The organism is Streptomyces sp. SID5643 (assembly GCF_009872555.1).
GTDB lineage: Bacteria > Actinomycetota > Actinomycetes > Streptomycetales > Streptomycetaceae > Streptomyces > Streptomyces iakyrus.
This window is the reverse complement of sequence record NZ_WWIC01000193.1, coordinates 35,532-59,898: the sequence shown is the minus strand read 5'-3', so window position 1 is coordinate 59,898 and position 24,367 is coordinate 35,532. Positions and strand designations below refer to the sequence as shown.

Below are 24,367 nucleotides of genomic sequence, written 5' to 3'. Positions count from 1 at the left end.
GTCGGGCAGGAACTCGTGCAGCGGCGGGTCCAGCAGGCGGATGGTGACCGGCAGGCCGTCCATCGCCTCCAGGATGCCGCTGAAGTCCTCCCGCTGGAGCGGCAGGAGCGCCGCCAGGGCCCGGTCGCGCGCGCCGTCCGTGCCGGCCAGGATCATCTCCTCGACCAGCTTGCGTCGCTCGCCGAGGAACATGTGCTCGGTGCGGCACAGCCCGATGCCCTGCGCACCGAACCGGCGCGCGCGGGCGGCGTCCTCGGGGGTGTCGGCGTTGGCCCGGACCTCCAGCCGCCGCACGGTGTCGGCCCGGGCCAGCGCACGGGCCACCGCGTCGACGGCCCTGGCCGATCCTCCTTCGCCGGCACCCGACTCCAGGAACCGCATGACCGCCGACTCCACCAGCGGCACCGGCCCCGGGTACACGGCGCCGGCGGAGCCGTCCACGGAGATCACCGTGCCTTCCTCCACGACGGTGCCGTCGGGGGTGGTGAAGCGCCGGGCCTCGATGTCGACGGAGAGCTCCTCGGCACCGCACACGCAGACCTTGCCCATGCCGCGCGCCACCACGGCGGCGTGGCTGGTCTTGCCGCCCCGGCTGGTGAGCACCGCCTGGGCGGCGATCATGCCGGGCAGGTCGTCGGGGGTCGTCTCCTGGCGGACGAGGACCACGTTCTCGCCGGCCGCGCCTCGCCGTACCGCTTCGGCGGAGTCGAAGACCGCCGCGCCGACCGCTGCACCGGGTGAGGCCGGGAGGCCGAGGGCGAGCGGATCACCGGTCGCCGCGGCGTCGAAGCGCGGGAACATCAGCCGGGCCAGTCCCTCGCCGCTCACCCGGGCCAGGCTCTCGTCCGGGGTGATGAGTCCCTCGTCGGCCAGTTCGGCGGCGATGGCGAAGGCGGCCTCGGCGGTGCGTTTGCCGACCCGGGTCTGCAGCATCCACAACCTGCCGCGCTCGATCGTGAACTCGATGTCGCACAGGTCCCGGTAGTGCCGCTCCAGGGTCCGCATGTGCTCGCACAGCTGGGCGTACGCGTGCGGGTGCAGGCGTTCCAGCTCGGCCAGGGGCACCGTGTTGCGGATGCCGGCGACGACGTCCTCGCCCTGCGCGTTGGGCAGGTAGTCGCCGTACAGGCCGGCGCGTCCGGTGGCCGGGTCGCGGGTGAAGGCGACGCCGCTGCCCGAGTCGGGGCCGAGGTTGCCGAAGACCATGCACTGCACGGTGACGGCGGTGCCCAGGTCGTCGGGGATGTGCTCGCGCCGCCGGTACAGACGCGCCCGTTCGCCGTTCCAGGACCGGAAGACGGCCAGGACCGCCCGGCGCAGCTGCTCGGCGGGAGACTGCGGGAAGCGCTCGCCGGTCTCCAGGTGGATGAGGTTCTTGTACGTCTCGACCAGCTGGGCGAGGTCGGCGGCGTCCAGGTGCACGTCGTCCGGGGCGCCGCGCAGGTCCTTGAGCAGGGCGATGGCGCGCTCGAACAGGGCTGGGTCGACGCCCATGACCGTACTGCCGAACATCTGGATCAGTCGGCGGTAGGAGTCCCAGGCGAAGCGTTCACTGCCCGACACCTTGGCCAGGCCCAGCACGGAGTCGTCGTTCAGGCCGATGTCGAGGATCGTCTCCATCATGCCGGGCATGGAGAAACGCGCCCCGGAACGGACGGAGAGCAGCAGCGGATCGTCCGGCTGCGCCAGCAGCCGGCCCGCGGCTGTCTCGACGGTCGTCAGGTGCTCGGAGACCTCCTGCCACATGCCCTCGGGCTCGCCGCCGGTGGCGAGGAAGGCCCGGCAGGCCTCGGTGGTGATGACGAACCCGGGAGGGACGGGCAGTCCGAGCCGGGTCATCTCGGCCAGGTTGGATCCCTTGCCGCCGAGCAGGCCGGCCATGTCACGGCCGCCCTGTGCGAAGTCGTACACGTAACGGGCCATGACGCTGTGCTCCTCAGCTGTGGGGACCTGTCGAGTTCCAGCGTCGAACGGCGAGCGTGCCGGCGGGAGGTGCCGTCAGGCCCGGGCCAGGGGCCGATGGGCCCCGGCCCGTGCCGCCGGAAGCGGGCCTGCCGCTCGATGGGGCCGAAGGGGCCCGGGTACAGGGCTGTGCGGCCCTGGGCGGTCGCTTCCGGCGCGAGGAGGCTCGAAGCCGTCAGGAGAACCGGAGGGCCCGGGCTCCGGGAGGGACGCGCGATGTTCTGCAACGTCGTAGTGGGAGTCGACGGATCACCCGCGAGCCTGGCGGCCGCGCACTGGGCGGCTCACGAGGCCTCGCGCCGGGGCACCGGGCTGGCTGTCGTGCACGCCTGGCGCCGCCATCCCCGTCCCGCCCCGTACGTGCCCATGGACCGCACCGAGCACGACTGGGCCGAGCAGACACTCCGGGATGCCGTCGGCAGCGTCCGCGCGGCCCACCCCGGGCTGCGGATCGTCGACCGGCTCGTGTGTGACGCGCCGGTCGCCGCCCTGGTCGCCGCCGCCACGGAGGCCGAGCTGCTGGTCCTCGGATCACTCGGCATGGGCAGAGTGAGCGCGTTCGTCATGGGATCCGTGTCCCAGCGCGTGGTGGCCCGGTCGACGCGGCCCGTGGTGCTGGTGAGGGCGGGGCTGAGCGCAGCCGACGAGCATCTGCCGGCCGCGGACGGCGTCGCACCGGAGGAGATCCCCGAGACGCCGTACCGCGCGGTCGTCCTGGGTCTGGACGTCCAGCACCCGTGTGACGAACTGATCGAGTTCGCCTTCGACGCCGCCCGGCGGCGCGGCACCGCCCTGCGTGTCGTCCACGCGTTGCGGACGCCGCCGCGACCCGCCTCCGATCCGTCGTTGGCCACACCGCCGGCCGTCCCGTCGGTCCCGGTGGCCGGGCCGGAAGCGCTCGCGGCCGGGGAGCACGCGGTGGTGGCGGCACTGCGCCCGTGGTGCGAGAAGTATCCGACCGTCCCCGTGACCGAGACGGTGACCGCCGGCCGGGCCGCCACCGTCCTGGTGCACGCCGCGCGTGACGCCGGATTGCTCGTGGTGGGGCGCCGCACGAGCGGGGGCCGGCTCGGTGCCCACACCGGTCCGGTGGCCCACGCCGTCCTGCACCACGCCGCCTGCCCCGTCGTCGTGGTCCCGCACGTCTGACTTCACCTGCGGTCGACCTGCTCGCACGGCCCCGGGGCCTCATCGGCGCTGCGGGTCCGTGCCCTGGTCGACGCGCACAGTGCGTGTGGGTGGGCCGAACGTCCCGTCCGGCCCGGGCCGGACGGGGCCCGTGCGGTGCCCTGTCCGGCACTGCCCCCGGCCGTTGCGGACGACGAGCATCGACAACGAGCAGAACAGTGAGAAAGCCCGTCCAGGGAGAGGACCTGTGATGACCGCGACCGTGACAGCCGGCCCCCGGACCGCCGACGCCTGGCGGCAGTACGCCGGGACCAGGTGGCGTGAGCGCATCGACGTGCGCGACTTCATCCAGGCGAACTACACGCCTTACGAAGGCGACGCGGCCTTCCTGGCCGGGCCCACGGACCGCACGCGCGTCGTCTGGGAGAAGGTCAGCGCGCTCTTCCCCGAGGAGAGGCGCCGCGGCATCTACGACGTCGACACCGCGACCCCCTCCACGATCACCTCGCACGCTCCCGGCTGGATCGACCGGGACCGCGAATTGATCGTGGGCCTGCAGACCGACGCTCCGCTCAAGCGCGCCATCATGCCGAACGGCGGCCTGCGCATGGTGGAGAACGGACTGCGGGCCTACGGCTACGAGGCCGACCCGTTCGTGTCCAGGGTCTTCGGCACCTACCGCAGGACCCACAACGACGGCGTGTTCGACGCCTACACCCCCGAGATGCGGGCCGCCCGCAGGGCGGGGATCATCACCGGCCTGCCGGACGCCTACGGCCGCGGCCGGATCATCGGCGACTACCGGCGCGTGGCCCTCTACGGCACCGACCGGCTCATCGCGGCCAAGCGGGCCGAACGCGCCTTGCTGGACGCGCGGCCGTCCAGCCCGGACGTCATCCGGGACCGTGAGGAACTGGCCGAGCAGATCCGCGCGCTGGGCGAGCTGACGGAGATGGCCGCTTCCTACGGCTGCGACGTCTCCCGCCCGGCCACCACCGCGCACGAGGCCGTCCAGTGGCTCTACCTCGGCTACCTGGCCGCCGTGAAGGAACAGAACGGCGCCGCGATGTCGCTGGGCCGCACCTCCACGTTCCTGGACGTCTACCTCCAGCGCGACCTCGACGAGGGCACCATCGACGAGACGCGCGCCCAGGAACTCGTCGACGACTTCGTGATCAAGCTGCGGATCGTACGGTTCCTGCGCACCCCCGAGTACGACGCCCTGTTCTCCGGCGATCCGACCTGGGTGACGGAGTCCATCGGCGGTATCGGCGCGGACGGCCGCCCCCTGGTCACCCGCACCTCCTTCCGCTTCCTGCAGACCCTGTACAACCTCGGCCCGGCCCCGGAGCCGAACCTGACCGTGCTGTGGTCGCCCCTGTTGCCGGCCGGCTTCAAGGAGTTCTGCGCGCAGGTGTCCATCGACACCAGCGCCGTGCAGTACGAGTCCGACGACCTGATGCGGCCGCGCACCGGAGACGACACCGCGATCGCCTGCTGTGTCTCCGCCATGGCGGTCGGCAGGCAGATGCAGTTCTTCGGAGCACGGATCAACATTGCCAAGGCGCTCCTGTACGCCGTCAACGGCGGCCGGGACGAGATGACCGGCGAACAGGTCGCCCCCGCCACGCCCCCGCTGACCGGCGAGTACCTCGACTACGACGAACTGTCGGCGGCCTACGACCGGACGCTGGACTGGCTGGCGGAGACGTACGTCAACGCGCTCAACGTCATCCACTACATGCACGACAAGTACGCCTACGAGCGCATCGAGATGGCCCTGCACGACCATCCGGTGCACCGCTTCATGGCCTGCGGCATCGCCGGCCTCTCCGTCGCCGCCGACAGCCTGTCGGCCGTGAAGTACGCCCGCGTGAAGGTGTTCCGCGACGCGAACGGTCTGGCGGTGGACTTCCGGACCGAGGGCGAGTTCCCGGCGTACGGCAACAACGACGACCGGGCGGACTCCCTCGCCGTCGCCCTGGTGGAGTCGTTCATGGCGAAGGTGCGCAAGCACCCCACCTACCGGAACGCCGAGCACACCCAGTCGGTGCTGACCATCACGTCCAACGTCGTCTACGGCAAGCACACCGGCAACACTCCCGACGGCCGTCGCGCCGGACAGCCCTTCGCGCCCGGCGCCAACCCGATGAACGGCCGTGACCGGCACGGGGTCGCCGCCTCCGCGCTGTCGGTGGCCAAGCTCCCGTACGAGCAGGCCCGCGACGGCATCTCGCTGACCACGACGATCACTCCCGGGGGGCTGGGCCACCACCCGGGCGAGCGCGCCGCGCATCTGGTCGGCATCCTCGACGCCTACATGGCCTCCGGAGGCTTCCACATGAACGTCAACGTCCTGGACCGGGCCGTCCTGGAGGACGCCATGGAACACCCGGAGGACTACCCCGAGCTGACCATCCGGGTCTCCGGATACGCCGTCAACTTCGTCCGTCTGACCCGCGAGCAGCAGCTCGACGTGATCAGCCGTACCTTCCACGGAGCGCTGTGAACACCGCGACCGACCGTACGACGGGACTCGGCCGGACGACCGGCCGGATCCACTCCTGGGACCTGTCCACCGGCGTGGACGGTCCCGGGACCCGGTTCGTCCTGTTCGTCAACGGTTGTCCGTTGCGCTGCCTGTACTGCGCCAACCCCGACACCTGGCACCTGCGGGACGGCCGGGAGGCCACGGTCGACGAGGTGATGGCCGAGATCGAGAAGTTCCGCCCCTTCGTCACCACGGCCGGAGGCGGCGTGACGATCACCGGCGGCGAGCCGCTGCTCCAGCCCGCCTTCACGGCGGCGGTGCTGCGCCGCTGCAAGGAGGCCGGACTGCACACCGCCCTGGACACCTCCGGCTTCCTCGGCGCCCGTGCCACCGACGAACTCCTGACCGACACCGACCTCGTCCTGCTGGACATCAAGTCCTTCGACGTCGGCACCTACCGGAAGCTGACCGGCGGCGACCTCGGGCCCACGCTGAACTTCGCCACCCGTCTGGACCGGCTCGGGGTGCCGACGTGGATCCGGTACGTCCTGGTCCCCGGCTGGACCGACGACCCAGGCGCCGTGGAGGGACTCGCCCGCTTCCTGTCGGGCCTCGGCAATGTCGAACGGGTCGACGTCCTGCCGTTCCACAAGCTGGGCGCGGGCAAGTACGAGGCACTGGGCATCCCCTTCCCCCTGCGGGACACCCCGGTTCCGGACGCCGCACTGGTGGACCGGGTGCGGGGTCAGTTCCTCGAGCACGGTCTGGCGGCTTACTGATGACACTGATCCCCCGGTACACCGATCGGCTCGCCGGGGTACCCGCGCTGTGACCGTCTCCGACCGGGGCGGCGAGGAGGATGCCATGGCTGAGCAACCACTCGACGAGAAGACAGCGACCATGCTGGTGGCCGAGGCCACCGCGGCGCCGTCCATGCACAACGCGCAGCCGTGGCGCTTTCGCTACCTGAGCGGCGAGCAGGTCCTGCACTTGCGGGCCGACCCCGACCGGGCCATGCCCCGGTCCGACCCCGACAACCGTGCGCTGCACATCGGATGCGGGGCAGCGCTGCTCAATCTGCGTGTCGCCGCGGCGCACGCAGATCTCGCTCCGGAGACGACGCTGCTGCCCGAGCCGGACGACCCGCTGCTCCTTGCCTCCGTATGTCTGCCCGGCGCGGTCGGGGGCGTGCGGGACGAGGAGCTGGCTCGGCTGCACCCGGCGATCCGGCAGCGGCACACCAGCCGCCACCCCTTCGCCGAGAAGGACATCCCCGAGGATCTGCGGGTCACCTTGCAGGAAGCGGCGGCTCGGGAGGGGGCGACGCTGGTCTTCCCCGGCCCCTGGCACGCCGAGACCGTGCTCGATCTGGTCCGCGACGCCGAAAGCCGCGACACCATGAGCCCGGGCGCCGACGAAGACCTCGTCCGCTGGACCCGGCTCGGAGCGGAGGCGGACACAGCCGTCGACGGCGTCCCCGAGTACGCCTTCGGGCCACGGAGGCGCGACGGCAAAGCCCCCGTGCGGGATTTCTCCGGACGCCGGCCAGTGGCCGACCGCGGCACCACCGCCTTCGAGCACACCCCGCATCTGGCCCTGCTGAGCACCCGCGCCGACGGGCCCGCCGACTGGCTACGCGCGGGTCAGGCCCTCGAACGCGTCCTGCTAGAGGCCACCCTGGCCGACATCGCCGCCTCCCTCACCTCGCACGCGCTGGAGGATCGCGAACTGCGTCTGCTGGCCCGTGACCCGGCCTCGGACATCGGCCAGGTGCAGATGGTGATGCGACTCGGCTACGGGCCGCGGGGCCCGGCCACCCCGCGCCGGCCTGTGCGGGATGTCCTCGACATCACGTAGCCAGGCGCGGGGGGCCGCACGACGGGCGCACGGTGTGCGCGGCCTGGGTCGAGGCCGCCGTCGGCGCCCCGGCCCCCTTGTGCTCAGCGGTGCCTGTCGAGCCGTTCCCGGGCGGCCCAGCAGGCGCCCAGCACCAGCACGGCCGTCGGTGCATACGGTCCGGCGGCCGGTCTCCTGGCCTTCGGGACGGCGTCGGCAGGGCCGAGTGGCCCCTCGGACGGCCCGATGGCCCCTGTTCCGGGGGGAGGACTGCGCCGAGGCTGGAGCCGAACGGCCGCACGTCGGCGGCATCATGGACGGGAGAGACCAGTGATTGATCCGGTGATCGTAGGGGTGGACGGCTCTGCCTTTGGTCTTGACGCGGTCGATGTCGCCGCCCGTGAGGCGCGGCTGCGCGGGGCGCCGCTGCGTGTCGTGCACGCTTTCGGCCACCCCTCCACGCATCTGCCGTCGGGTGCCCCACCGTGGAACCCGGCCGGACACAGTCTGGAGCCGATGGTGGAGGGCGCACTGGCCCGGGCGGAGCAACGGGCGCACGCCGTCGCGCCGGGCATCGAGGTGACCCGGTCCGTCGTGGCCGGTGAGGCTCTCGTGGTGCTGGAGATCGAGTCGCGCACCGCCGCGCTGGCCGTGGTCGGCAGCCGGGGCCTGAGCGGCTTCACCGGGCTGCTGCTGGGCTCCACCGCTGTGCACCTGGCCGCCCACGGCCACTGCCCGCTGATGGTGGTGCGCGGGCGCCGGGACCCCGCCGGTCCCGTGCTGCTGGCAGTGGACGGCTCCAAAGCGGGGGAAGGGGCGGTCGGTTTCGCGTTCGCCGAGGCCGCACGGCGGGAGGCGCCGCTGGTGGCGCTGCACGTGTGGAACACCTGGAGCGAACGGGCGTACGAGGGCCCCGGGGATCCGCTGACGGCCGTGGTGGCGGATGCCGAGCGGCTGCGCGAAGCCGAGCAGCACCTGCTGGACGATGCGGTCGCCCGCTGGCAGGAGGTATATCCGCAGGTCGCGGTGGAGCGGCGCCTGGTGCGCTCCCGGGTTCGTCCGGCCCTGATCGACGCCAGCCACGACGCCCAACTGGTCGTGACGGGCGCCCGAGGTCGCGGCGGCTTCACCGGGCTGCTCCTCGGCTCCGTCAGTCAGGCTCTGCTCCACCACGCCCATTGCCCCGTCACCGTTGTCCGCGGCGAGGAGTGACCAGGCCTCAGCAGGCCCACATCACCGCCGCGCCTGACGCCCCGCCGAGCGGGAAGCCGCCAGGAGCCGATGGCGCACGCCTGCCGGCGGGATGCCGCGTGGTGGCGGACCTCCTGGGCGTGGGCCCGCAGCGGGCCTGCCCACAGCGGACGCCGAGCAGCGGCAGCCACGTGGGGACCAACGAACTGGCCGAGCCGGCTCGCAGACCGAGATGATCGTCACCGCCACCGGCATGCGCACCGAGGCGGGAGCGACCGCCGAGGCGCTGCGCTCCGGCGGGAGGCGCAGACCTGCACCCCCGATGACGCCGCACACGTGTGAGGGGGCGGCCTCACGGGCCGCCCCCTGCCGATGGCGCGCAGCGTCACTCAAGCCATGTCAGCCGTGTGCCACCACCGCGACCGGAGCGACGGCGTGGTGCAGCACTGCATGGGCGACGGGTCCGATGTGCACGCCGAACCGGCTGCGCCGTATCCGCCGGCCCAGGACGACCAGTGACGCATATCGAGCGGAGCTCACCATCTGGTCCGCCGCGTTTCCGGCGCGGGAGGCCTCGATCACCTCGACGGCCGGGTACTTGTCCCGCCATGGGCGCAGTGCCTCGGTGAGCTCGGCCGCATTCTCCCGGGCCAGTTCGTCGCGCACGTTCACGTGGTCGGACAGGCCGTAGATGTTGTGGGGCGGCGGAGTCCAGGCGTGCAGGACGCGCAGGGAGGTCTCGCGGCGGGCCGCCTCCTCGAAGGCGAACGCGATGACCGCGTCGGCGGGGTTGCGGGTATCGAGGCCGAGCAGCACCGGGCGGAACCGCGTCGCCGCGGACGGTATGCCGGCCGGGTCCATGGCGTGCTCGTCCGCCGCCTGCTCGCCGGACCGCACCAGAACGACGGGTACCTCGGTCCGCGCGATGACGGCCTGGCCCACGGAGCCGACCAGGAACCCTCCGATCCCACTCAGCCCCCTGGAGCCCAGGACCACCAGTTCGGCGTCCCTGGCCACGTCCACCAGCACATCGGCCGGCACACCGGTCAGCTGCACCGCTGCGACGTCGACCGTTGGGTGACGCGCTCGCAGCCCCTCGGCTGCCCCGTGGGGGATCCGCTCGCTCCAGTGCTTCAGGGTCTCCGTACCGAGCAGCGGTGCCTGCGCCACCGGTTCCGGGACGGGCTCCCAGACGTGTACCAGCCGCATGGACAGCCCACGCATCTTGGCCTCACGAGCCGCCCACTCCGCGGCCGCCCGGCTCTCGGACGAGCCGTCGAGGCCCACCATGATGTAGCGCACCATGCTGTCCACCTCCTGAATCGGTATCCGTCTTCAGGTTCGCGCCGAAGAACGGTCTCGGTGCAGGGGTCCGAGGTCCCGGCCTGGGACCGTTCGGCCCCATCGCCGAAGGGCCGGTCGTACTCCGCGCAGGGCGGGCTCCACCAGGAGCACCGGGCTCCACCAGGAGCACGACGGACACGGTTCCCAGGGCCACCCGGCCGGGCGTGGTGACCTGTGGGCCGCACACGGCCTCGGAGACCTGAACTGACACGCAGATGGCAGGGTCAGGCCGCCGGGCCGCTGAGGACGGCGACGCCACGCACGCGCGCGCCGTGCTGACGACCTCAGGACACCTCGACCGTGACGGGCCGGGGTTCGGCCCGGCGCAACCCGATCGGCCGGCCCGTACCGGAGATCGGTGACGAGCTCGCCGCCAGCCGGGCCTTGGAGGACCTGGCGACGCGGCCGCACGACGTGGCGGCCGACGACATCGTCATGCTGACGGGACCCGTGCAGGCTGACGGGCGAAGGAAGGACCGCCGCGCGTATCGGGCCTCGCTGCGCCGGGCACGCGCGAGGATCCAGCCGTGGACCAGCCCGCTGAGGGTGGAGCCGTGACTGGTGCGGGCCAGGTACTAGTCGACGGTCCGTGCCCAGGTCTCCCCGTCGAGGCGGTGGCCCCAGCGCCGGAAGAGGCCCTGGAGTTCGTCGGGCGAGAAGAGGTAGCCGTGCATCAGGACGTCCGCCTGTTTGGAGGCCTTGCAGCGGTTCACGCTGTCGCCCTCCGCCTCCAGGATCCGGTCGAGCCGCCGGATGTCGTCGTAGCGCGCCCGGTAGCCCTCCCAGTCGAGTTCGAGCAGCTCGCCGTACCCCTCGAACTGACTGATCACACCGTCGTGGAACGGCACGTGGAGCATGCGGGAGACCTCCTCCCACCGCTCCAGCTCGCCGTCGTCCAGTTCGACACGTTCCACGAGTTCACGCCGGCGGGGTGCGGGCAGGTCACGGAGCACCTCCAGGGTCCGGGCGAGCACCCAGGCGGCCGTCACGTTCGTGATGGCGTTGTCGTCCAGGCCGGGCCGCTCGGCACCCGGGTACGCCTCGAAGTAGCCGTTGCCCAGCGTGCACAGCGACTCCCTCAGCTGCTCGTCCGCGGGGTCGTACCCCTCGTACTCCCAGGTCCAGGCCGTCATTCGGCTACCCCTTCGCGGCTGGGAGGTCGCGTGCTCCGGATGTGGTTCCTGCTGGACCAGCGTGGCCCGGCCGCGCGGCGCCCCGGCGTTCCGCGACACGGACAAGGCGTGTCACGGAACGCCGGGGCGCTCGTTCACAGACGTCCCGAGCCTCCGCCGCATCAGACGCGCTGCGGGACGACGGCCACCGGGCAGGCCGCGTGGTGCAGCAGGGTGTGGCTCACCCGGCCGAGCTGGAGACCGAAGTGACCTGACCGGCGCCGCGCGCCGACCACCACCAGGTCAGCGGCCTCCGAGCGGTTCACGAGCACCCTGCGCGCCGGGCCCTCGACCGTCACCCGGTTCACCCGCACGGCCGGATGATCGTCCGTCTCCGCGGCGACCAGCGCATCGACCAGCTCGGCGGCCTGCGCCTCGGGCTCCGCGGTCTCCTCGGCGGGAGCCGACCGGTCGGCGTTCGCGTGCGCGGGGCGACGCCAGGCCCGGACGACGTCGAGCACGCATCCCCGCGCCTCGGCTTCCCGGAAGGCGAACCGGACGGCCTCGTGGCTCGTGTCGGGGTCTCCCGCACCCAGCAGGATCCGCTGGTGAGTCCCGGCCAGGCCGGCCTTGTCACCCCGGACCACGATGACCGGGCAGTACGCGCGGGCTGCTACGGCGAGGCCCACGGAGCCCAGAAGGGCTCCCTTGAGCTCTCCGCGGCCTCGCGAGCCGGTCACCAGGGCAGAGGCGTTCTCCCCCTCCCTCAGGAGGACCGACACCGCTTCGGCGGCCACCGCCTCGACCGACACCTTCACATCAGGGTTGAGCCGCCGGACGCGTTCCTCTGCGGACGCCACGATGTGCTGCGCCATCACCCGCTCCGACGGCCGGCGCAGACTCAGCGACGGCAGCGCACCCTCGTATCGCTCCCACAGAGAGCCATAGACCATACGCAAGGGCAGACCGTGGCGCGCGGCCTCATCCACCGCCCAGTCGACGGCCAGGATGCTGCCGTCGGACCCGTCGATGCCAACGACCAGGGGCAGTTCCATGATTCCACCGCCAATCCTTCGGGCTGCCACTCGTGCAGCAGGGGTACTACTTCCACGGTCGCACTCCGGCGCCTTCGTCTGCAGGGGCGGTACGGCCCTGGCCGGGGCCGATCGGCCCACCTGACCGTCAGGAAACAAAGCGCCCCCGCCCGCCGGATCCTTCCGGCCTGCGCACGCCGTCGGAGCGTCCGACGCCCTACTGAACCCGGCTGTCGGGCCGGGTGACCGGGTCGGTCGAGGCCGACCGGCCCTACCGGCCACGCGGTCCGGGTGGTGTCCTTGAAGGGGCGGGAAGGACGACACCAGACGCGGGGAAGCGGCCTCGGACCGCGCACCGCGCAATCGGGATCCGCGAGAAGCGGATGTCCTTCCCGTCTTTCGTGCGCGGGCCCGCGCCCGCGCCGGGCGCACGCCCCACGATGGGGCCGAAGGGCCCCACGAGGGTGCCCGGGCGGCCCGTGGTGCCGCGCCCCTGTGGTGGAACAGGCTGTCATCAGGGGACCGAGTGGGGACGCGGAGGGCCACCATGAAGAACGACCCGGCAGCCGGCGTCCTGGACAAGGACGGGCTGAGTGCCCTGGTGCAGATCCTGGCCGCGCGGGGACGTACGGTCATCGGCCCCACGGTCCGGGACGGTGTGATCGTCCTGGCCGAGATCGGCTCCGCCGATGATCTTCCCTTCGGGTGGGGCTCGGAGGCCGAGGCCGGCCGATACCGCCTCGTGTCGCGTGCCGACGGTGCCGTGTTCGCTCATACGGCGGGCCCGCAGTCGTGGAAGACGTTCCTGCATCCGCAACGCGAGAAGGAGGACACCATGCGCATCAGTCCGCACATCGTCAGCGACGTCATGACCCACACCGTCGTGGCCGTGGGACGTGACGCCCCCTTCAAGGACATCGTCAAGCTCATGCAGGAGTGGAAGGTCAGTGCCCTCCCCGTGCTCGCGGGCGAGGGCAGGGTGATCGGCGTCGTGTCCGAGGCGGATCTGCTGCTCAAGGAGGAGTTCCGCGACAGCGACCCCGACCGGAGCACCCAGCTGCGCCGTCTGTCCGACCTGGCCAAAGCCGGGGGGATGACTGCCGCGGACGTGATGAGCACCCCGGCTGTCACGGTCCATCCCGACGCCACACTCGCCCAGGCGGCCCGCATCATGGCCCAGCGCAAGGTCAAGCGGCTGCCCGTCGTCAACGACGAGGGGCTCCTGGAGGGCGTGGTCAGCCGGGCCGACCTGCTCAAGGTCTTCCTGCGGACCGACGGCGAGATCGCCGAGGAGATCCGCCAGGAGATCCTCGCACCCCTCTTCCCCACCACCCCCGAGCCGGTCCTGGTGAATGTCGCCGACGGCGTCGTCACGCTCACCGGGAGGGTCGGGGACACGTCGCTGGTGCCGATCGTCGCCCGCCTGGTGCGTTCCGTCGAGGGCGTCGTCGACGTCGACGTGGCCCTGTCCGGCGGGATGGGTGTGAGGGGCCCCGGATGAAGTACCTCGACGAATAACGGCCCCGGCGCCCGCCCGGCGGCTCCTCGACGAGTTGCGCCGTACCGCGACAGCACCCTGCGGATCATGGAGGTCTGCGGCGGACAGACGCACATCCCGGTCCGCCAGGGCATCGACGAACCGCTGCCCGCCGGCATCCGCATGATCCACGGTCCCGGCTGCCCCGCGTGCGTCACCCCGCTGGAGACCCTGGACCGCGATGGCCATCGCCGCCCGTCCCTGCGTCGTGCTGGACGACCCCGATGGGGCATCGGAGAGCTGCCCGGCAGCGGCCTGGAACTCGCCGAGGATTGCGCGCGCTTCGACGCCGCGCGACGGTTCGACGTAGGTGGCCTGCGCACCGTAGCGGACCCGGAGTGCATCGCCGGTGCCGTGCTCACCGGTGCCCGGCTGCCCACCGACTGCCCTGCCTACAGCACCCGTTGCACACCTCGCCACCCGCTCGGCGTATCGATGGTCTCCGCCGAGGGAACCTGCGCCGCCTTCCACGCCGCCGACCGCACGGCGGAAGTGCTTCCGTCATGACCCTCGCCTGCCCCGCTTCTCATCACGCGGACGAAGTGGTTCTGCTCGGTCACGGTGCGGGAGGGCGGCTGACCGCCGAACTCCTCGTCTTTCCCGGGGCGACATCCGGTCCCTCGCCGTGCACGGCACGGTCAACGATCTCGCGATGCGGGGGGCGCGGCCGAACGCCCTCTCGGTGGCCCTGATCATCGAAGAAGATCTGCCGCTGGGGGAACTGCGGAGAGTCATGGCTTCGATGGGCAAGGCGGCTCGTCAAGTCGGCGTGCCCGTCGTCACCGGCGACACCAAGGTGGTGGACCGTGGCAGCACGTCGCGGTCGACATGGACGAGTGCCCTCCCGGTACCAGGGGCCGTCGCGGTCGACATGGACGAGTGCCGTCCCGGTACCAAGGGCCGCCGCGGCCGCCTGCGATCTGCTCGGCCTCGATACCCCGGACGCCGCCGACGAGGGTTGTCCGGTGGCCTTCGTCGTGCCGGCCGCGGCGGACGATGCGCTCGCCGCGCTGCGGTCACTGTCCGAGGGCCGGCAGGCGGTGCGCATCGGCGAGGCGGCCGCGTCGCGCCCGGCGGTCCGGGTCACTCTGCGCACCCTCGTCGGTGCCCGGCGTGTGGTGGAGATGCCGCTGGGCGAGCAACTGCCGCGCATCTGCTGAGCACTTGTCGCCCGGTGCGAGCACAGACGTGTGCGCGGTCGGTGTCCACCGGCCGCGCACACGGTGTGGTGCGGACGTCTGCCCCTCTTCAGACGTGCCGCACCGGAATGGCCCTGGTTCCCGTCTTCGCCTCCGGGACCGGGACCTTGATGGTCAGTACACCGTTCTTGTACTCGGCGGTCGCCTCGTCGCCCTTCGCTCCAGCGGGAAGACGGAGGACGCGTGCGAAGGTGCCGTAGCGGAACTCGGTGCGGTGCTTCTCCGTGCTCTGCTCGGTGCGCTCGGCGCGCAGCGTCAGCAGCCCGTCGTCGACGGTGATCTCGACGTCCTTGTCGGGGTCGACCCCCGGCAGTTCGGCCCGTACGACATACGTGCCGTCACCGAGGTGTTCCTCGATGCGGATGCCGTGCAGCCCGGGCGCGACGTGCACCCCGGGGAGCCCTTTCTCCACCCAGCCGAACAGGTCGGGCCAGCCCGGCAGTCGCTCCAGCATGCTGCTCATGTCGCCCTCCTTCCTGCAACTCCAGGCTCCCGCCCGCGGGTCAGCGTGACGAGGGCCGAAGGGCCCTGGGCGCAGGGGCTGGCCGGCCCCGCCTTCTCTCCGACCGCTCACGTACGAGGCTGAGGCGCGGACCGTCGGGCATCCTCCTGCACGAGGTCCGGTTCGAGGGCGGGGCGGTGTGGGGGCCCGATGAGTTCGCTGCGGACGTCGACCACACCCTCGACGGATCGCACCAGGCGTACGGCCAGTGGTACGACGGAGGTGTCCCGGACGCGTCCGGTGAGCGTGACGACGCCTTCTTCCACATCGACGCCGATGGCATCGATCCCGTCCGGCAGCCGGCCGGCGAGGACCTCGCGCCGGACCTCGTCCGCGATGGCCGTGTCCGGCCTGAGGAACACCCGGAGCAGGTCCGCACGGCTGACGATGCCGCGCAGCACGCCGTCGTCGTCGACGACTGGCAGCCGCTTGACCTTGCACCGGGCCATCACACGGGCGGCCTGGCCGAGGGTGGCCCCGGGCTGGACGGTGACGGCCGGGGAGGTCATCAGGTCGGCCGCGGTGACGGCTCCGGCCTTGTCCAGGCCCGCCGGAGGCCGGGCCCGTGGCCCCCGCTCGCGGGCGCTGTCCCGGAACTCCTCCTTGCGCAGCAGATCGGCCTCCGAAACGACGCCGATCACGTGGTTCCCGGTGTCGATGACGGGCAGGGCGCTGATACGCCGCCCCTCCATGGTCCGCACGATCTCCTTGAAGGCCGCGCTGGCGGCCAGAGCGACGACGGTGCGGGTCATCACATCGCTCACGGTGTACACCGAGCCGTGCATGACGTCCTCCCACCTGGGTGCAAGGTCTCGAGACAACTCCAGGCTCGCCCATGCGCCCTCCGCGGTCATGGGCCGAACGGCCCGGCCAGGAGGGCCCTATGCGTCGGCGTGGGTGGCTGCCCCAGGCCGGTCGGCCCTACGTCTCGCCCGCCCGGCAGGCTCGTGTGGGCTCTGGCCACTGTCGCCGCACGCCTGCGCCAGCCGACGCCCGGATGGTGCCTGAGCAGCCGCGCTACCCGAAGTTCCCTTCCTGCCGAGGTGCCTCGCGACAAGCGGGTTCCTGGACGTGACTGCCCTCGGCGCAGATGACGACGCGCCTCTGCGGCCGGACGAACGGGCACCGCAGCGCCTGACCGACGACTTGCTGCACGAGCTGCGAGAGGACCCGAAGATCCGGGCGGAGGCCGGTCAAGAGTCACACCGGGCGTCAAAGAGCTGCTGGGCCATCCGATGACCGATCCAGGCCTTCCGCCCCATAGGGCGGTCCGGCCCCCGGCTCCTGAGTTGAGAGTGGGACGACCAGTGAAGCTCCCCGGAGGGACCTTTGCCGCGACCTTGAGGGCCATGGGCCCTACTGACCAGCCACGCCCATGAGGTGATCTGGAGTTGGAAGAAGGTGAGTCTGATGATGCGCAAGCAGACCGTCAGAGAAATTCTGGCAACGCTGCTCGTTGCGGCCGTCGTGGTGCCGTTCATCGGTTACTCGGTCCGCGGGTCCATGCCCTTCGTGGAAGATCCGCGCGGTATGGCGGGCATCGGCATCGTGGCGTGCCTCCTCATGTTCCTCGTCTTGGGACGCGGCGCGGCGGACACCGGCCGGCTCGGGTGGTTCACCCGGGCGCTCGGTGTGCTCGCCCTCGGGTTCGGGATCGCTGCGCTGATCGCCGAGACCTCGTGGGCGCTCCTGGTGCCGATGATGGCGGCTCTGGTGGCTTTCTGGGCTGCGGCAATGACGCATGAGATCCGCCACGTCGCGCCTACAGGAACGCTCAGGCGTGCTTGAGCGCCAACCCGGCAGCGGGGCCGGTTATCTCGGTCGCCACTGACACGAGCCGGCCCCACTGCCGACCGTCCGTCCCCGGGATCCTGGCCATGCTGGCGCAGCGGTGTGAGACGTTTCTTCGGCCGGCCGCCTCCACCGGCTCCCGCGTCGCCGCCCCGAGTCCTCCTCCCCCGTTTGACAGCAACTCACCGACGAGGTCGGCAGCCTGCCGGCACGCATGGCCTTCCATCAGGCATGGCTCCAGATCGAGGCCACCACCGTCGCGGGCCCCTACGGGGTCCTACTGTGACCAGGATCGGTAGTTGGCACTCGACAACCTTCGTGACCTGCACTGATGCCAATTGGCCTCAGCACCAGCAGGTACGGAATCAGAGAGATGGTTGGCACTTTGGTACACCGCAGGTCACAGGGTGTCTCGCCGGGAACGCGGGGGCATCCGCTCTCCGGGCAGAGGGCTCCTTTGTGTGTGGCCGACGGACTACAGGTCCCGATGCAGCTTCTCTGTTGGTGGTCCGTACGGTGATGCATCCAGAGCACCACGTCGCACACCCGCAACGCACTGACGGTCGCGGTGAGGTCGGCGGACTGCCGTAGGGCCAACAGTTCGCGGTGCAGCGCATGATTGTCGGCACTCAGCGCGCCATGCAGGTCGAGCCAGAACGACCGCGGCCGACCGAGAATGCAGCGAACGACCTGATCGTAGACGGGGCGCGTGCACGAGCACGGCCTGGAGGTTGTCGACGGGTCGGCCCAGGGCCTGCGCCGTCCTCCGCAGTGCCCACGAGTAGGAAAGCCCGTGGAAGCCGTACCGGCGCAGCCCGTATTCGGCTCGCCACCGCTTCGGCACGGCGTACGTGCGCGCCTGTGTCGGAAGATCCTTGTGAAAGACGGTGTCGAAGCAGGCGACATGAGGAAGGTCGGGCAGGAGTTCTCGTGCGGCATCGACCATGTGCAGGGCAGGGGTCACGTGCAGCGGCGCGAGATCGGCGACGTCCGCCAGCAGAGTCCGTACGCGTGCGTCGATCAGCGTATGTCCAGTCAGGTGCGGACCGCTGTGGACGATGCGGTGACCAACCGCCGCAGGAGCGGGCACCTCGCTGAGGAAGTTCCGCAGTTCCGCCGCCGCAGCGGGCCCCGGGGGCTGAGAGGCTTCTCGATCCGCCACCCGTTCACCGTCCGCTGCGAACAGAGCTGTGTGAAGGCTCGAAGAGCCGGCGTCGAGGACCAGTACGTGCCCATCACGACTGTCGTGGGAGCGGTCAGCACTCATCGCACACCTCCAGGGCACCTGCGTCCTCGGGCACCGTGCGCCCGCCACGGAGTGTGACCGTTTCGGCCACGTGTGACTTCGACCTGTTCCTTCCCTCGCCGCCAGGGGCGCCGTCGGTGTCCGTCTCTGACAGCTGGTGCCCCTGCGATGGAGCGGCGCGGTTCCTCCCGCTGGCTGGAGACGAGTTCCCCGGTCCGTCTCGGAGGGCAGACTCCGGGTCGGCGCCAGGACGGGCCGTAGGTTCCTGCCGTTCGTGCTCGAGTCGGGCTGCCTCATAACCCTTGTCCTGCGCCTGATAGGCCTCGATGATGTCGCGCCTCGCCGCTTCCCCCCAGGCTGCCAGCACAGGGAGGGATCCGCTCGTCCACCCGTTCGACAGCACGCCGCGCCTACGGGGGCCTTGTCGTCGCGGCACTCTTCGTACTGTTCGCGGGGCTCCTCACCGTCGGGGTCGTCCCTGACGTCATCAGGCCGATCCAGGTGCCGTACCGCGTGGAGCCGGTCGCGGCGCTCGAAGCCGCCGGGAGACTACTTCCCGCCCCAGGAGACGCCGCGCTCCCCGTAGCCGGAGTCCTCAGCCACCCCCTTGCACGGGTGCTGATCCGTCACCTTCCGCAGCCCTGGCAGCCCGCACCCGTTGCTCCTCGCGAGCAGAGCCGACGTCCCGTTCCAGGGGTGTGCGGCTTACAGCTGTCGCGAGGTTGTCCAAGGCCCTCTTCTGCAGTTCCGCACCGCGCCGCAGCACCGGGCTCAGGTCTCCTCTGGCGCCCTCCCACGCGTGGAGCGCCTTCTCCACTCGCCCCCAGTCCAGATTCCTGTGCGCACGCACGTCGTCTGACGCCTGCGCGGTGTCCGCCTCCAAGGCCTCGGCGAACCGCTCCACCTCGGGGACGAAACGGCTGTCGACCCGCGGGACGTGGCTCTCCATGAGCATCGCCGCCCGGTCGAACCCCTTGAGCGCCTCCTGCGCATCCTCCGCCTCGCGCGACGTCAGCCCCCTGGGGCGGACCGGTTCCTGCCTCGCCTGGTCGTAAGCGTCCTGCCAGGTGGCACGTGCCTCCCTGCTCGCCAGCAGGGCCCTGCGCATGTCGGCGCGATGCTCCCGGGTCGGTTCGGCGTAGCCGCGGAGCACTGCGGCCGCGTAGCGGCCGTCGGCGGCGAGCCAGTCCGCCAGCCGACCCGGCAGCCGAGGGGTCTCCCATGCGGGGAACACCACGTACGCCAGCATGGCCAGGGCCCCGCCGAGCAGAGTGAGCACCACCCGCTCCGGGACCGTCTGCTCCCATGCCTGTCCTCCCATGCCGAGCAGGAAGACAACGTACGCGGCGGTGAAGCACTGGGAGTAGGCGTAGCCGGTACGGAACAGCGTGTACGACAGGGCTGCCGAGACCACCGCCAGCGCGCCGAACACCTGGGCGTCCGGGCCCAGGACCCGCACCATCCCGGTGGCGAGCGCGACCCCCGCCAGGGTCCCGGCGAAACGGCCCACGGCACGCGCGTACGTCTGGTGGAAGTCCGGCCGCATCACCATCACCGAGGCGATGGGCGCCCAGTAGCCGTGTTCCAGGGGCAGCCGCGAAGCGATCAGGTAACCGAGCGTGGCCACCGCCGCCAGGCGGACGGCGTGCCGGAACACGGGCGAGTCCCGGCGGAGCTCACGGCGGACCGCCCGGAGTACGACCGGGAGCAGCCTGAACATGGTCGGGCGCACCAAGAACTGGGCGCTCGCGGGGCCGGGCGGCGTAGGCGCCTTGTCCCGCGCCCCTCTGCTCCCGGCGATCTCCAACGCCTCGGCGAGCAGTTCCACGAGCCGTTCGGCGGCCTGCCGGGCGGGCCCCGCCAACACCTCGCCCTCCTCGTCGACGCGCAGGACGTCCGCGCTCCGGGGCGGTACCTCGGCGGGAGTGCCGCGGCGGATCGAACGGGCGGCCGTGTCCAGGACGTCGGCGGCCGCGCCGAGCAACTCCCGTGCTCGGTCCCGCCCGGGTCCCTCCACCGGGGCGCCGACGTCCGGATCGGCGAGCGCGGCGACGACCGGCAGAATGCGCTCGGCGAGGCCCCGGGGGCCGTGGAGGACGGGGGGCCGGGTGCGCGCCTGTGATGGCGTCACGGTGGCCGCGTCCCGGGCCGTCATCAGCGGCTCCGGGTCGAACGGCGCGGTCGGGTCGTGCCGCAGTCGGCGGGCGTAGTCCGCCACGGCGGCCAGAGCGTCGGCCAGCGCGTCACGATGCGCCCCCCAGCGGCGGATCGGGAACAGCAGGATCAGCACGGCCTGCACCACGCCTCCGAGCGCGATGACCCCGGCGTGTTCCAGAGCTCGCCCGACGCTCGTGGGCAGGGGTGATGGTCACCAGCATGCTGCCGACCGTCGTCGCTGCGACGATCCCAGCGGTCGATCCGAGGGCCCACGCCATCCCCGCGGCAAAGGCCCATACGGCCAGCAGCGGGAGGAACGTCACGAGTCGCCCCGCCGCCAGGTAGCCCACGAAGGTGCTGAGGGCCAGACCCACGCCCGCGCCGAGCGCGATCACCTTGCGCGGACGCCAGCTGCGCTGGAAGGTGGCCGCACCCGCAGAATAGGCACCGAGGGCAGCGGACGCGGCGTACGCAGGGGAGACCAGCCACAGCGCCGGCCCGATGACGAGCGCCACCCCAGCAGCCGTGCGCAGCGCGAGCAGGGGCTCCAGCCGCGTCTCCTCGATGGTGAGCCCGGAGCGCGCGACCTCCACGAAGGTCCGCAGCCACTTCACGGTGTGAGCCCGGTCGGAACGCGCTGCCGGGTCGCGGCGGCCGGGCCTGGGTGCGGCCACCGGGCGAGGAGGCCTCCCGCTGGGCCCAAGAGCTGAGCTTCGGTGCATTCGCGACACATCAGCATGCGACCTCACCGGTCCCAGGGTCTGCCTCGCACCGTATGTCCGGCGGCGTCTTCGCCTCCGGCTCGGCGAGCATGCGGGGGCCGCGGTCCGTCCTACCGGGCCGAACTCCGGTGATCGCCGCTGGTTCAGCCCCTGCCGGATTCAGGGTGACTGCCACCCGTCACCCGGACTGGTCCGGGGAGGCAGACGGGCGGCGGTCCCTGGGTTCCTATCGCTTGTGGCCGTTGCCGTGTCCGTTGGGATGCAGGACCACCTTGGTCCAGCCCTCGTCACGGGCGTCGAAGTGCTCGTAGGCGGTGGGGGCCTCGTCCAGGCTGAGCTCGTGGGAGACGACGAAGCTCGGCTTCGCCTTCTCACCGGCGATCAGATCCCGCAGAGCCCGGTTGTACCTCTTCACCGGCGCCTGCCCGGTGCCCATGTGCTGGCCCTTGAACCACATCATGCCGAAGTCGATCGGCACCTTGCCCTGGGCCTCCATCTCCCCCTGGGCTTCTTCGCCGCCGGGGTCCTGGGGCAGGAACACACCCACCACGCCGATGTCGCCGGTGAACCTGACCGAGTCGATCAGGCCGTTGAGCGTGAGGCTGGCGTCCTCGTGTCCCTCGGGGTCGTGCGCCTGGTAGCCGACGCACTCGCAGCCGTTGTCGGCGCCCAGACCGAGGGTGGCCTCTTTGACGACCTCCGCCGGGTTCTGCTCGGCGGTGTTGATCGCGATGGCCCCGATTTCCTCCGCCTTGCGCAGCCGGTCGGGCTGGTGGTCGGCCACCCAGACGCGGCCCGCGCCCTTGAGCACGGCGGAGTAGGCCGCCATCAGCCCGACGGGACCGGCCCCGAAGACGATCGTCTGGTCACCCGGTTTGACGTCGGCCATCTCGGTGGCGTGATAGCCGGTGGGGAAGATGTCGGCGAGCATCACATAATCGGTCTGCCGCTCGGCGGCGTCCTCACCCAGGCGCAGCGCGTTGAAGTCCCCGTAGGGCACACGCAACAGCTCCGCCTGGCCGCCCTGGTAGGGGCCCATGTCGGCGAATCCGTAGGCGGCTCCGGCGAGGTCCGGTTCTGGCTGCATGGTCAGGCAGTAGTTGGTCAGACCCCGCTCGCACTGCTTGCAGAAGCCGCAGGCGATGTTGAAGGGCAGGACCACGTACTCGCCGACCTGGACCTTGCGCACGGCCGAGCCGACCTCCACGACCTGGCCCATGTTCTCGTGTCCCAGCGTGCGGCCGGACTCGAACGAGGTGCGGCCCTCGTACATGTGCAGGTCCGAACCGCAGATATTGGTAGTGGTGATCTTGACGATGATGTCGCAAGGGTGCTCGATCTTCGCGTCCGGCACGTCCTTCACCGTGACCGTTCGCGGTCCTTCATATACCGCTGCTTTCATGATGACTTCCCTTGGTGTCGCGGCATGACCGCACCACTGCGGTGATGGAGACGGCGCGAAAGGCCTCACTCTCGGGCGTTGAACGCGGGGTTGGGACGCGGTCCGCGGCTCCAGCATGCCTCTGCGGGTCGTTCACCCGGATCAGGTGCAACGGCGCCGTCGGCGGCTTGCGATGCCGAGTACTGGCTCCCCGGCGGCGTGCCGCCCGGGTCCCCGTCGGCCTCGACGCGAAACGAGCACGCGTTCACCGATCAGGATAATCTTCCCCATCCGGACGACCACCGACCACCGCCGTATCCCCGACCGGATTCCGGCGACGCGGCCGGGGGCGTACTGCAGGGCGTCCAGTGACATGGTGTTGGGGCGTTCAGCGGGGCTGGCCGAGTGCTGCCGCCGGACGCAGGTTCTCCTCGAGTTTTTCGGCCATGGCCGCGCTGGCCAATGCCCGTCCCAGTCGAGGTGCCTGTTTGAAGAGGTTGTGCCCGGCTGCGAAAAAGATTCTCTCGGCTTCCCAGACCGCTATGCCGTCTTCGCTCCACGGCAGGCTTGTCACCCAGCAGTGCAGGTGCTCGACGGGCGCGGGGTCGAGGCGGGGCAATGCGCGGGAGACGTACGCGCGGGCGCGGTCGCTGAGTGCCGCCAGTGCTTCGGGGGCCACGACGCTGCCGTCCTCCCGCACCTCGACCGTTTGGCTGAGGCCCACCGCATATCGGCTGTTGCCCGGGTAGGGGGCTGCGTAGACGCCAACCTCCCCGAAGTCGCCGCTGCTGTCCTGCAGACAGGCGACCCGTTCCGGGGGCGCTCCCCTGACCTGGAAGGTGAGGCGGACGTGAGCTGCCGACCGTATGGGGAGCGAAAGCCCCACGTTGCGTGCCAGCCGCGCGGTGCCCAAGCCCGCGCAGACCACGACGCTTGCGTACTCTTCGCGGCCGACGGCGCTGAGCACCTCCACCGTGCCGCGGCCCGTGGGATGCAGCGAGAGGACCTCGTCGATGACCACAGAGTCACCCAGTGCATCGGCCAGGCACTCGACCGCGACACGGGTGCGGATGGCACCGCCGTCCTCATCAAGCATCGCGGGACCGCGGTAGTCCGCGAGCAGCGGCATGCTGGCCTGAAGTTCGGCGCTGTCCACGGTCCGGACCGATATGCCGCCGGCATCCTGCAGAATGCGCAGTCTCCCAGGAACGGAACCGCCCAGGGCGACCACTCCATCCCGGGAGATCAGTTCGGCGCCCAACCGGTCGGCCCACTCGTCCCAGACGGCGCGGCCCTGCCGGGTGAAATCAACCAGGCGGGCGTCGTCGTGCGCGTGACGGAATATGCGGGACTCGCCACCGGATTGCCCCTTGCCTGGAACGCCGCTTTCGTAGACCCGCGCCGTCGTTCCGCGTTCGGCCAGTGCATAGGCGGTGCAGAGTCCGACGATGCCGGCTCCTACCACGGCCACCTCGGGAACCCGGTCCATTCGATCGCCTCACTTCGCGTCCCGGGGATTTCCCCTACGGAGCAGGGGTTAGGTCACCTGTCGCCGCGAACTGGTGGATGACTGGACCCGATGAGCGGCACTGCCAGGCTCTACGCGAAACGGCGGCGGAACCGCTTCTTCTCCAGCGTCACACCAGTCTGAAATATGTCAAGCGGCCACCTCGGACGGCGGCCCTGACCGACCGGCGGAGAGTCGCGGGGGCGGACGCCTTGGTCGAGGCCTGG

17 protein-coding genes and 4 pseudogenes are annotated in these 24,367 nt (G+C 71.3%); 10 read left to right on the top strand and 11 right to left on the bottom strand.

Going from position 1 to position 24,367, the window contains the following annotated elements; genetic code table 11:
* Positions 1-1,923: pyruvate, phosphate dikinase (gene ppdK, locus GTY56_RS22320; protein WP_161367105.1), on the bottom strand; the 1,923-nt coding region annotated here is incomplete at its 3' end.
* 255 nt (positions 1,924-2,178) lie between these two features.
* Here ppdK and GTY56_RS22315 point away from each other — a divergent pair.
* The 5 genes from GTY56_RS22315 to GTY56_RS22295 all read left to right on the top strand — a co-directional run bounded on the left by GTY56_RS22315 (position 2,179) and on the right by GTY56_RS22295 (position 8,629).
* Positions 2,179-3,111, top strand: coding sequence for a universal stress protein (locus GTY56_RS22315; protein WP_161367104.1), 933 nt, complete (start codon positions 2,179-2,181; stop codon positions 3,109-3,111).
* A gap of 229 nt (positions 3,112-3,340) precedes the next feature.
* Positions 3,341-5,599: a formate C-acetyltransferase gene (gene pflB, locus GTY56_RS22310; RefSeq protein ID WP_161367103.1), complete on the top strand. Its 2,259-nt coding sequence runs from the start codon at positions 3,341-3,343 to the stop codon at positions 5,597-5,599.
* The gene (gene pflA / locus GTY56_RS22305; protein WP_161367102.1) at positions 5,596-6,360 is read left to right on the top strand and encodes a pyruvate formate-lyase-activating protein; all 765 of its coding nucleotides are present in this window, start codon (positions 5,596-5,598) and stop codon (positions 6,358-6,360) included. Before pflB ends, pflA begins: the two co-directional genes overlap by 4 nt.
* Before the next feature lie 85 nt (positions 6,361-6,445).
* A complete protein-coding gene (locus GTY56_RS22300; protein WP_161367101.1) occupies positions 6,446-7,438 on the top strand; it encodes an Acg family FMN-binding oxidoreductase in 993 nt (330 codons plus the stop codon).
* Between the two features lie 309 nt (positions 7,439-7,747).
* Entirely contained in the window at positions 7,748-8,629 is an 882-nt protein-coding gene (locus tag GTY56_RS22295; protein WP_346345538.1) for a universal stress protein, read from the top strand.
* 378 nt (positions 8,630-9,007) lie between these two features.
* On the opposite strand, the gene GTY56_RS22290 is transcribed toward GTY56_RS22295, so the two are convergent.
* The gene (locus GTY56_RS22290; protein WP_161367100.1) at positions 9,008-9,913 is read right to left on the bottom strand and encodes a universal stress protein; all 906 of its coding nucleotides are present in this window, start codon (positions 9,911-9,913) and stop codon (positions 9,008-9,010) included.
* Between the two features lie 339 nt (positions 9,914-10,252).
* Here GTY56_RS22290 and GTY56_RS22285 point away from each other — a divergent pair, with 339 nt between their 5' ends.
* Positions 10,253-10,510: a dsRBD fold-containing protein gene (locus tag GTY56_RS22285; RefSeq protein WP_524540127.1), complete on the top strand. Its 258-nt coding sequence runs from the start codon at positions 10,253-10,255 to the stop codon at positions 10,508-10,510.
* Here the strand turns inward: GTY56_RS22285 and GTY56_RS22280 are convergent.
* Together GTY56_RS22280 and GTY56_RS22275 are read right to left on the bottom strand one after the other, a co-directional pair.
* Positions 10,444-11,001, bottom strand: a pseudogene (locus tag GTY56_RS22280) (glycoside hydrolase family 65 protein); the annotation flags it as partial. The gene GTY56_RS22285 and the pseudogene GTY56_RS22280 sit on opposite strands and share 67 nt — an antisense overlap.
* 245 nt (positions 11,002-11,246) lie before the next feature.
* On the bottom strand, positions 11,247-12,119 hold the full coding sequence (locus GTY56_RS22275) for a universal stress protein (RefSeq protein WP_161367099.1): 873 nt from the start codon (positions 12,117-12,119) through the stop codon (positions 11,247-11,249).
* Positions 12,120-12,933: 814 nt separating this feature from the next.
* On the opposite strand from GTY56_RS22275, the gene GTY56_RS22270 reads away from it, so the two are divergent.
* From GTY56_RS22270 to GTY56_RS22260, 3 genes and pseudogenes are all read left to right on the top strand, one after another.
* The gene (locus GTY56_RS22270) at positions 12,934-13,599 is read left to right on the top strand and encodes a CBS domain-containing protein (protein ID WP_161367108.1); all 666 of its coding nucleotides are present in this window, start codon (positions 12,934-12,936) and stop codon (positions 13,597-13,599) included.
* Between the two features lie 84 nt (positions 13,600-13,683).
* Positions 13,684-14,142 (top strand): HypD family hydrogenase formation protein, encoded by a 459-nt coding sequence (locus tag GTY56_RS22265; RefSeq protein ID WP_524540126.1) that lies wholly within the window; start codon positions 13,684-13,686, stop codon positions 14,140-14,142.
* Positions 14,139-14,795: pseudogene (locus GTY56_RS22260) on the top strand (AIR synthase related protein). Before GTY56_RS22265 ends, GTY56_RS22260 begins: the two are co-directional and overlap by 4 nt.
* A gap of 88 nt (positions 14,796-14,883) precedes the next feature.
* Here the strand turns inward: GTY56_RS22260 and GTY56_RS22255 are convergent.
* Together GTY56_RS22255 and GTY56_RS22250 are read right to left on the bottom strand one after the other, a co-directional pair.
* Positions 14,884-15,297 carry an Hsp20/alpha crystallin family protein gene (locus GTY56_RS22255; protein WP_161367098.1) on the bottom strand — a complete coding sequence of 138 codons (414 nt, stop codon included), beginning with the start codon at positions 15,295-15,297 and terminating at the stop codon, positions 14,884-14,886.
* A 107-nt stretch (positions 15,298-15,404) separates the two neighbouring features.
* Entirely contained in the window at positions 15,405-16,121 is a 717-nt protein-coding gene (locus GTY56_RS22250) for a CBS domain-containing protein (RefSeq protein ID WP_202510576.1), read from the bottom strand.
* 625 nt (positions 16,122-16,746) lie between these two features.
* On the opposite strand from GTY56_RS22250, the gene GTY56_RS22245 reads away from it, so the two are divergent.
* A complete protein-coding gene (locus GTY56_RS22245; protein WP_161367097.1) occupies positions 16,747-17,124 on the top strand; it encodes a hypothetical protein in 378 nt (125 codons plus the stop codon).
* Between the two features lie 270 nt (positions 17,125-17,394).
* Here GTY56_RS22245 and GTY56_RS40720 read toward each other — a convergent pair whose 3' ends face one another.
* From GTY56_RS40720 to GTY56_RS22225, 5 genes and pseudogenes are all read right to left on the bottom strand, one after another.
* Positions 17,395-17,772, bottom strand: coding sequence for a DUF6308 family protein (locus GTY56_RS40720; RefSeq protein ID WP_237524971.1), 378 nt, complete (start codon positions 17,770-17,772; stop codon positions 17,395-17,397).
* A 76-nt stretch (positions 17,773-17,848) separates the two neighbouring features.
* Positions 17,849-18,394, bottom strand: a pseudogene (locus GTY56_RS22240) (acetate kinase); the annotation flags it as partial.
* Between the two features lie 574 nt (positions 18,395-18,968).
* A pseudogene (locus GTY56_RS22235) lies at positions 18,969-21,144 on the bottom strand (FUSC family protein).
* Positions 21,145-21,478: 334 nt separating this feature from the next.
* The gene (locus GTY56_RS22230; RefSeq protein WP_161367096.1) at positions 21,479-22,654 is read right to left on the bottom strand and encodes a glutathione-independent formaldehyde dehydrogenase; all 1,176 of its coding nucleotides are present in this window, start codon (positions 22,652-22,654) and stop codon (positions 21,479-21,481) included.
* Positions 22,655-23,021: 367 nt separating this feature from the next.
* Positions 23,022-24,122 (bottom strand): NAD(P)/FAD-dependent oxidoreductase, encoded by a 1,101-nt coding sequence (locus GTY56_RS22225; RefSeq protein ID WP_161367095.1) that lies wholly within the window; start codon positions 24,120-24,122, stop codon positions 23,022-23,024.
* Between the last annotated feature and the right edge of the window lie 245 nt (positions 24,123-24,367).

Coding starts and splice junctions, on each gene's coding strand:
- GTY56_RS22315 (WP_161367104.1), top strand. CDS start 2,179: ATGTTCTGCAACGTCGTAGTGGGAGTCGACGGATCACCCGCGAGCCTG.
- GTY56_RS22275 (WP_161367099.1), bottom strand. CDS start 12,119: ATGGAACTGCCCCTGGTCGTTGGCATCGACGGGTCCGACGGCAGCATC.
- pflB (WP_161367103.1), top strand. CDS start 3,341: ATGACCGCGACCGTGACAGCCGGCCCCCGGACCGCCGACGCCTGGCGG.
- GTY56_RS22265 (WP_524540126.1), top strand. CDS start 13,684: ATGGAGGTCTGCGGCGGACAGACGCACATCCCGGTCCGCCAGGGCATC.
- GTY56_RS22245 (WP_161367097.1), top strand. CDS start 16,747: ATGATGCGCAAGCAGACCGTCAGAGAAATTCTGGCAACGCTGCTCGTT.
- GTY56_RS22290 (WP_161367100.1), bottom strand. CDS start 9,913: ATGGTGCGCTACATCATGGTGGGCCTCGACGGCTCGTCCGAGAGCCGG.
- GTY56_RS22225 (WP_161367095.1), bottom strand. CDS start 24,122: ATGGACCGGGTTCCCGAGGTGGCCGTGGTAGGAGCCGGCATCGTCGGA.
- GTY56_RS22255 (WP_161367098.1), bottom strand. CDS start 15,297: ATGAGCAGCATGCTGGAGCGACTGCCGGGCTGGCCCGACCTGTTCGGC.
- GTY56_RS22230 (WP_161367096.1), bottom strand. CDS start 22,654: ATGAAAGCAGCGGTATATGAAGGACCGCGAACGGTCACGGTGAAGGAC.
- GTY56_RS22270 (WP_161367108.1), top strand. CDS start 12,934: ATGCGCATCAGTCCGCACATCGTCAGCGACGTCATGACCCACACCGTC.
- GTY56_RS22250 (WP_202510576.1), bottom strand. CDS start 16,121: ATGCACGGCTCGGTGTACACCGTGAGCGATGTGATGACCCGCACCGTC.
- GTY56_RS22300 (WP_161367101.1), top strand. CDS start 6,446: ATGGCTGAGCAACCACTCGACGAGAAGACAGCGACCATGCTGGTGGCC.